Origin of the sequence: Psychrobacter sp. AOP7-B1-24 (genome assembly GCF_052376215.1) — a bacterium.
Taxonomy (GTDB): domain Bacteria; phylum Pseudomonadota; class Gammaproteobacteria; order Pseudomonadales; family Moraxellaceae; genus Psychrobacter.
Genome location: NZ_JBQSVL010000036.1, coordinates 21,594 through 29,299, shown reverse-complemented (window position 1 = coordinate 29,299; position 7,706 = coordinate 21,594). Strand labels below are relative to the sequence as shown.

6 protein-coding genes are annotated in these 7,706 nt (G+C 43.7%); 2 read left to right on the top strand and 4 right to left on the bottom strand.

The annotated features are described in order from the left end of the window. The 3 genes from ACT3QP_RS08865 to ACT3QP_RS08855 form a co-directional block, all read right to left on the bottom strand. Positions 1–512, bottom strand: a 512-nt coding sequence (locus tag ACT3QP_RS08865) for a hypothetical protein (protein ID WP_444525223.1), incomplete at its 3' end; no start/stop codon positions are given. A gap of 69 nt (positions 513–581) precedes the next feature. After that, entirely contained in the window at positions 582–1,856 is a 1,275-nt protein-coding gene (gene trpB, locus ACT3QP_RS08860; RefSeq protein ID WP_444525222.1) for a tryptophan synthase subunit beta, read from the bottom strand. A gap of 86 nt (positions 1,857–1,942) precedes the next feature. After that, positions 1,943–2,626, bottom strand: a complete 684-nt coding sequence (locus ACT3QP_RS08855) for a phosphoribosylanthranilate isomerase (RefSeq protein ID WP_444525221.1) — start codon at positions 2,624–2,626, stop codon at positions 1,943–1,945. A gap of 333 nt (positions 2,627–2,959) precedes the next feature. On the opposite strand from ACT3QP_RS08855, the gene ACT3QP_RS08850 reads away from it, so the two are divergent. Together ACT3QP_RS08850 and ACT3QP_RS08845 are read left to right on the top strand one after the other, a co-directional pair. After that, the gene (locus ACT3QP_RS08850; RefSeq protein ID WP_444525225.1) at positions 2,960–4,495 is read left to right on the top strand and encodes a cryptochrome/photolyase family protein; all 1,536 of its coding nucleotides are present in this window, start codon (positions 2,960–2,962) and stop codon (positions 4,493–4,495) included. Between the two features lie 490 nt (positions 4,496–4,985). Further along, positions 4,986–6,704: a proline--tRNA ligase gene (locus ACT3QP_RS08845; RefSeq protein WP_192992535.1), complete on the top strand. Its 1,719-nt coding sequence runs from the start codon at positions 4,986–4,988 to the stop codon at positions 6,702–6,704. Between the two features lie 108 nt (positions 6,705–6,812). Here ACT3QP_RS08845 and queF read toward each other — a convergent pair whose 3' ends face one another. Continuing rightward, entirely contained in the window at positions 6,813–7,697 is an 885-nt protein-coding gene (gene queF, locus ACT3QP_RS08840; RefSeq protein WP_192992536.1) for an NADPH-dependent 7-cyano-7-deazaguanine reductase QueF, read from the bottom strand. Positions 7,698–7,706: the final 9 nt, after the last annotated feature.

The window sequence follows — 7,706 nt, the reverse complement described above, 5'->3', positions numbered from 1 at the left end:
GTATTCTCGTAGTTTTCACTACCTGACACTTTAGCAAAAAACAAAATACCCATATCCGAATCATGAGCGTTATAAATAATTTTATAAACGTCATCAAAATTTATTTTGTATTCAGCTGTACTGTTACAAGCAAGCACCGTAATATCATGAGTATTAACGAATAACATAGGTGTCGAACACCATTTCAGCTTATCAGCTAGCTTTTCTCTTGGTAAGTTAGCACCTATATTTTTAATAAACTTATAATACGCTGCGACCCAATACCAGACTATATAAATGACAAAATAGATGGTTAAGAGGTTCATTACATTTGAGTCAATAAAGAAAAACGATAGCGTATAAAGTGCTATAAAAACCATAGCGTATGAGAATGACGATCTTATGGTTTCCACAAAAAAACTGGTTTGATAGAACCGAACGCTATCCTCAGGTAAAATCGAACCAATCGTAAAAGGTAAAGTGATTGCTGAATCATCTAAAACTTTTTTAAGTGTATATAAATTAGCAACCACTATCCTTTACTCACCTTAAGAACAGTACAATGTCTTTAAACAGTATCCTTAACATGAACACTGTCGATTTTACATCTCAATCCCTTCTGCCTTCATCACTGAATGCAAATCTTTATCGCCGCGACCTGACATATTGACGATAATCGTTTGATCAGGCGTCATGGTCTTAGCCAGTTTAAGCGCATAAGCAATAGCATGAGAGGTTTCAAGTGCAGGGATAATACCTTCTTTACGCGTGGCCTCATGGAATCCTGCCAGCGCTTCTTTATCCGTACAGCCGACATACTCCACGCGCTTCATATCTTTTAAGAAGCTGTGCTCAGGACCCACACCAGGATAATCGAGTCCAGCTGAGATAGAATGGGTTTCTTGAATTTGACCATCGTCATCTGCCATCAGATAAGTACGATTACCATGCAGTACACCGATACGACCAGCAGCCAGTGGTGCTGAATGCCGACCTGTTTCGATACCATCACCTGTCGCCTCGACGCCATACATTTTGACATCAGTATCGTTTAGGAAGTCAAAGAACAGACCAATGGCATTTGAACCACCACCAACACAAGCAACTAGTGCATCAGGCAATTTACCTGTTTTTTCGAGATGTTGAATACGTGCTTCTTTACCAATGATTGCTTGAAAATCACGAACCAATAACGGATAAGGATGTGGACCTGCGACCGTGCCAATGATGTAATACGTGCTATCTACATTGGTCACCCAGTCACGCATGGCTTCGTTCATCGCGTCTTTGAGCGTACGTGAGCCAGAGGTCACTGGTACAACCGTTGCACCCAGCAAACGCATACGATAGACGTTCATCTTTTGACGCTCGACATCATCCGCACCCATATAAACGATACACTCTAGTCCCAAACGGGCAGCAATCGTTGCAGTCGCTACACCGTGCTGTCCTGCACCAGTTTCAGCGATGATACGTTTCTTGCCGCACATTTTGGCAAGCAGTGCCTGACCAATGGTGTTATTAACTTTATGTGCGCCAGTATGGTTTAAATCTTCACGTTTGAAGTAAATCTGAGCACCACCGATCTCATCACTCAAGCGCTTGGCATGATATAGCGGCGTTGGGCGACCGACATAATTGACCAAATCATTGTGATACTCTTCCCAGAATGCAGGATCGGCTTTTACTTTGGTATATAGCGTCTCTAGCTCTTCTAGCGCAGCCATCAGCGTTTCAGAGACAAAACGACCACCGTGTACACCGAAGTGCCCGCGAGCATCAGGGTATTGATTAAAGTCATTTACGTCTGCTGGATTGGTAAACGTATTGACAGATTGTGCGGTGGCAGATGGGTTTTTATTATCGACATGACTCATGGTAATTCCTACTGTAATAAGTGGTATTTTTTAGAATAAATAAGAAAGAAATAGGGTAAGTAACAAGTTATAGAGCGGGTTGTAAACTAGCTACTTGTGTTCGAAGGTTCGCTAGGCGTCGCATTTTGCCATCGGTCGCGTTTTACCGCTTTCATAAATGCTTTCATCTTGGCGGCATCTTTTTTACCTTTATCAGCTTCAATACCGCCGCTGACATCAACTGCATAGATAGGCAGCTCTAAAGTCGTAGCGATATTTTCGGCATCCAGTCCACCCGCTAGGATAATCGGTAGCGAGCTGTCCTCTGGTATGAGACTCCAATCAAAACGCGCACCAGTACCACCGTATTTATGCTGATGGTAGGCATCTAATAAGATACTACTCGCCCCTGCTGCTGCAAATTCGTCAATTTGAGCGCTGACGCTAGCAGTACTATCTGTATCGGCATTAACGCGCAACGCTTTAATCCAGCGTTTATTGACCGTGCTTGCCAGCTGCTGGCACTGCTCAGGGCTCTCATCACCATGGAACTGTATGATGTCAAACGGCACAGTGTCTGCCAGCTCAATCAATTCATCCTGCGGCATATTGACCACCAATGCCACCACATTGATAAAGGCTGGTAGCGCTGCGATCAAGGTCTGTGCTTGCGCAGGCGTGACAGCACGAGGACTGGGCGGATAAAACACCAAACCGACCGCATCAACACCCAACTGTGTCGCAGTCTGTATATCACTAAGCTGGGTAAAACCGCAGAACTTGACGTGCATTTCGTGACCTTGCATTTCATGATACTAAATATGACACCAATTATAACGGTATCAAACAAGTAAAAACCAAAGACAAATCGTGAGATATGGTGAGGTTTTGTTACTCAAACAGTAAAGCCATTGCATCCAAAAACTTATCCTAGCATACTTTTATTCATAGTTTTGTTTATGATTACGAATGATTAATATAGGAATACTTGAATGTCTAAGACTGCGTCGAAAACGGCTAACAAAACAGACAACAACGACAGTAGTAATAATAGTAGTAATAACAGTAGTAATAGCAACAATAGTAACGATAAAGCCAATCGCGTCAGTCCGCCACATTATTTGATGTGGTTTCGTCGTGACCTGCGCGTTCATGATAATACCGCCTTAGCAGCGCTTTGTGAACAAGCAAATGCAGATAATGCACTCGTTAGTGCCATATTTTTTCTCACGCCTGAGCAATGGCAAACGCATGATATGTCGCTTACACAGCTTGATCTTATCGCTCGTACATTACCTGCCCTCGCAAAAGCTCTAAAGTCGCAATTGAACATCACTTTAACAGTACAGGTTTGTCCGAATTTTTCGGACTGTATTGACGCGCTACTCGATATCTGTGATAACAACGCTATCAGTACGCTCATGGCCAATCATGAATATGAAGGCAATGAGATCGATCGTGATGAACAATTAACCAAGCAATTAGCAAAGAACGATATCGAGTTTGTACGCTGGCATGATCAGTGCATCTTGCCACCGAAAACCATCACAACCAACGATGGCGACAGCATGTACCAAGTGTTTACCCCGTTTTATAAAAAATGGCGACACACCTTGGACGTGAGCGATATACAAATGCATGAAGCGGCCGCTATCAGTGACAGTAACGACACCGAGTTAAAGCTGGCAAAAGACCACGCAAAAACGCTAAAAGAGATAAAAAGTCTTGGCACAAAAACTGTCAAAGACTATCAAAAGCAGCTAGAAATCAATGCGTCAAATAATCATGCCGATATGGAGGCGCAACTCAAACATACTCGTGATGCTTATCTGGCTGGTGAAACTGCCGCTTGCCAGCAGTTAGAAGCGTTTGTCGATGCAGACATCAATAACTATGATGTAAGCCGCGATGTACCTAGCTTGCATGCGACCAGTCAATTATCGGCTTACCTCACGATTGGCGCGATCAGCCCTAGACTGTGCTACCTACAGGCAAATAAAGCTCAAGAAAAACTGCACGGTAACGATAGCGACAACAACGACATCAATCGCTGGATAAGTGAGCTGGCATGGCGCGACTTCTATCGTCATGTCTTGGACTATAAGCCAGAGCTGATTCGTCATCAGGCGTATAAGCATGAGACTGACATTAAAATCAGTTGGTCGTATGATACCAATAACTTCGAGGCATGGTGCACAGGTATGACAGGTGTGCCATTGGTTGATGCCGCGATGCGTTGCCTGAATGCCACAGGGTTTATGCACAATCGCCTACGGATGGTGACAGCGATGTTTTTGACCAAAGACTTACTAATTGACTGGCGCTGGGGGGAGCGTTACTTTATGCAGCAGCTGATAGATGGTGACTTTGCATCCAATAATGGTGGCTGGCAATGGAGCGCATCTACGGGCACTGATTCAGCGCCCTATTTTCGGATTATGAACCCCTTTAGCCAAGCCAAAACCCATGACACAAAGGGCGAGTTTATTAAGACGTGGCTAACTGAGTTAAAAGACGTACCTGCTACTATCCTGCATTCAGAAGAAAAAATGCGTAAAGCACTCAGTAAAAATGGAGACTTTGCCGATACAGACTACCCTGTACCAATGGTCGAACATAAAGCCGCTCGACTATTAACCATCGCTGAATTTAAAAAATAAAGCTAGGGCCTGCCCTCAATTCAATCGACAGACATCTAAATAGGTTGAAAATAGCTAAAAACATACCTAATACTGAGAAATAATCGAGTTATAACAACCTCATCGCATCCTTTATGCAATGTTGACTCTGAAAAGACAAAAAGTCATTGCGTCTTAGGCAAACTTTACCTAACATAGTCAGATTGTATGAATAAAATATCAGTATCAAAGTATTTATCAGGTTTTTGACCTGAATATTTTGTATTTCAACATACTGATGCATCAATCAAGATACCCCCTCTTCTGTATTATTAGAGCGGTTTTACTAAGATGCTCTTTACTAGCATTTTATTCGCTGAATGTTAGTCACAATGTGAGTTACTAGGAAATACCCTAGATTATTGTCAAGTTATAAAGGTAAGCTTGCGGCGGCAACGAAACGATTAGCCAGACGCTCAACATCCTACTATTTCTTCTTATTTTTTATCGTTGATAAGGTTACGCTTTATTTATGAAAGCCAGTCAATTTTTATTTGCCACACTAAAAGAAACTCCAAGTGATGCCGACATCGCCTCAAGCCAGTTGATGGTGCGTGCTGGTCTTATTCGCAAGATCGCTTCTGGATTATATATTTGGCTGCCCATGGGGCTACGTATCTTACAAAAAGTCGAACGTATTGTTCGTGAAGAGATGCAAAATGTCGGTGCGCAAGAAGTGCTCATGCCGATGACTCAGCCTGCTGAACTTTGGCAAACGACCGGACGTTTTGATGATTATGGTCCTGAGCTATTACGCTTTAAAGACCGTCACGATCGTGATTTTGTGCTTGGTCCAACGCACGAAGAAGTCATTACCAATTTGGCTCAAGGCGAGCTGCGTAGTTATAAGCAACTGCCTATCACCTTCTTCCAAATTCAAGGGAAATTTCGTGATGAGATTCGTCCACGCTTTGGTGTGATGCGTGCACGTGAGTTTACCATGAAAGACGCGTATTCATTCCACGTTGACCAAGCTTCATTGGCTAAAACTTACCGTGATATGTATGACGCTTATACGCGCATCTTTACCCGTTTGGGTTTAGATTTCCGTGCAGTACAAGCGGATACAGGCTCTATCGGTGGTTTTGCTTCTCATGAGTTTCATGTATTGGCAGACAGTGGCGAAGACGATATCGCATTCTCAGATTCTTCTGATTATGCTGCCAACGTTGAGCTGGCTGAATCGGTCAGCACTGCTGAGCGTCAACCGCCCAAAATGGAGCGCGAAGACGTCTTAACAGAAGGCATGACCAGCTGTAAAATGGTGGCCGAGCATCTAGATGTACCATTAGAGAGTACCGTCAAAACCCTAATCGTCCACGGTCATACCGAAGATGATGAGCCGCAACTGATTGCTGTCGTGCTACGCGGTGATCATCAGCTTAATGAGATTAAAGCTGAAAAAATTGAAGAGGCCAATGTACCACTGACATTGGCATCTGATGAAGAGCTAAAAGCAGCGGGCTTACACAAAGGCTATATCGGTGTCGACCTAGACATGCCTGTCTTTGTCGATCGTTCAGCCGCTACCCTGTCAGACTTTGTATGCGGTGCTAATGAAGTCAATAAACACACAATCGGTATGAACTGGGCGCGTGATGCAAGTATTACTCGTATCGTTGACGTCCGTAATGTACAGGAAGGCGATCCTTCTCCTGATGGTAAAGGTACGCTAAAAATCAAACGTGGTATCGAAGTCGGTCATATTTTCCAGTTGGGTGATAAATACTCACAAGCGATGAACTGTACCGTATCAGGTGAAAATGGTAAACCAGTCACGCTAATGATGGGCTGCTACGGTATCGGTGTGAGCCGTATCATTGCCGCTGCCATTGAGCAGAACAATGACGAAAACGGTATCATGTGGCCAACCACACCAACCGTTGAGGATTCGATTGCACCTTTTGAAGTCGCTATTATTCCAATGAAGTCAAAAGAAGAGACTGTCATGCAGACTGCCACCGCGCTGTATGAAGAACTAAAAGCGCAAGGCATCAACGTACTACTTGACGACCGTAATGAGCGTCCAGGCGTTAAGTTTGCTGATCTTGAATTGATTGGTATTCCACATCGTATCGTGGTCTCCGACCGTAACTTGGCTGAAGGCAAGTACGAATACGTCAATCGCCGTGAAGCAGAAAAGCAAATGCTAAGCCGTGAAGAAGTCATGGCAAAAGTAAGCAGCAAATAGTTTTAATCTTAAAAACTGTGCCATAAAAAGCGCCTATCTCATTCAATGAGATAGGCGCTTTTTTATTGACTTAAGATCTTCACATATTTTGGTCAGTTGATAACCACCCTATTGGCGAATTAAACGGCTTGGCTGTGGCAGTAGATTTATATCACTCACACGGCAAGGATTGATATCGATACCACCTCGGCGCGTGTACCATGCACGAACCATCAATGCGCTTGGCTCATAATACCGACTCAGATCAGCAAATATCTGCTCAACACACTGCTCATGAAAGCCGTTGTGCTGACGGAAGCTTAAAATATAACGCAGTATATTCGCATCGTTGACAGCCTTATCAGTCGTTATCGACACAGCCAACGTTCCCCAGTCTGGCTGATTGGTCACCGGACAATTACTACGCAGTAAATTAGAATAAAAAGTATAAGGTTGAGTGCTGCCACTTATCACGCTCTCGCTACTCGTTTCTGCTCCATTATCACGTAGCAATGACGCATCAGGATGCTCGCACAATGCTACTTTTTCACTGCTATTTGCCAAGGCATCATCAATACAGACCCCTTCAGGCTGTGCAATTAATAATCCCGACTGCTTATTGTATTGTTCATCATCTAAGCCAAATAACTCAACAATGACTTCTGCTTGCACACAAGCCGATAAGTCTTTGGCAATCAGCGTTTGCACCTCTGCCCAACTGGCAAATTCAGTAAAATTAATACTGTTCAGATATAGTTTCAACGATTTTGATTCTACGATAAACGCTGAGCTAGCGGGAATCCCAAAGCGTGCAATAGCCACTTGCGAAATACCTTGCGTATTCAACCAAGACATCTCAAATGCCTGCCACCAATCAACACCAACTGCTAATTTAGCATCGTGCCAGCCAATCGCATCGCGCCCCATACTACGAGCGATAGGATATAGCGTCTCTGGGCTATACTGAGTTGGATAGTCCGTGGTTTGCTCACCTAAAATACCGTGGATACTCATAAGTTACTT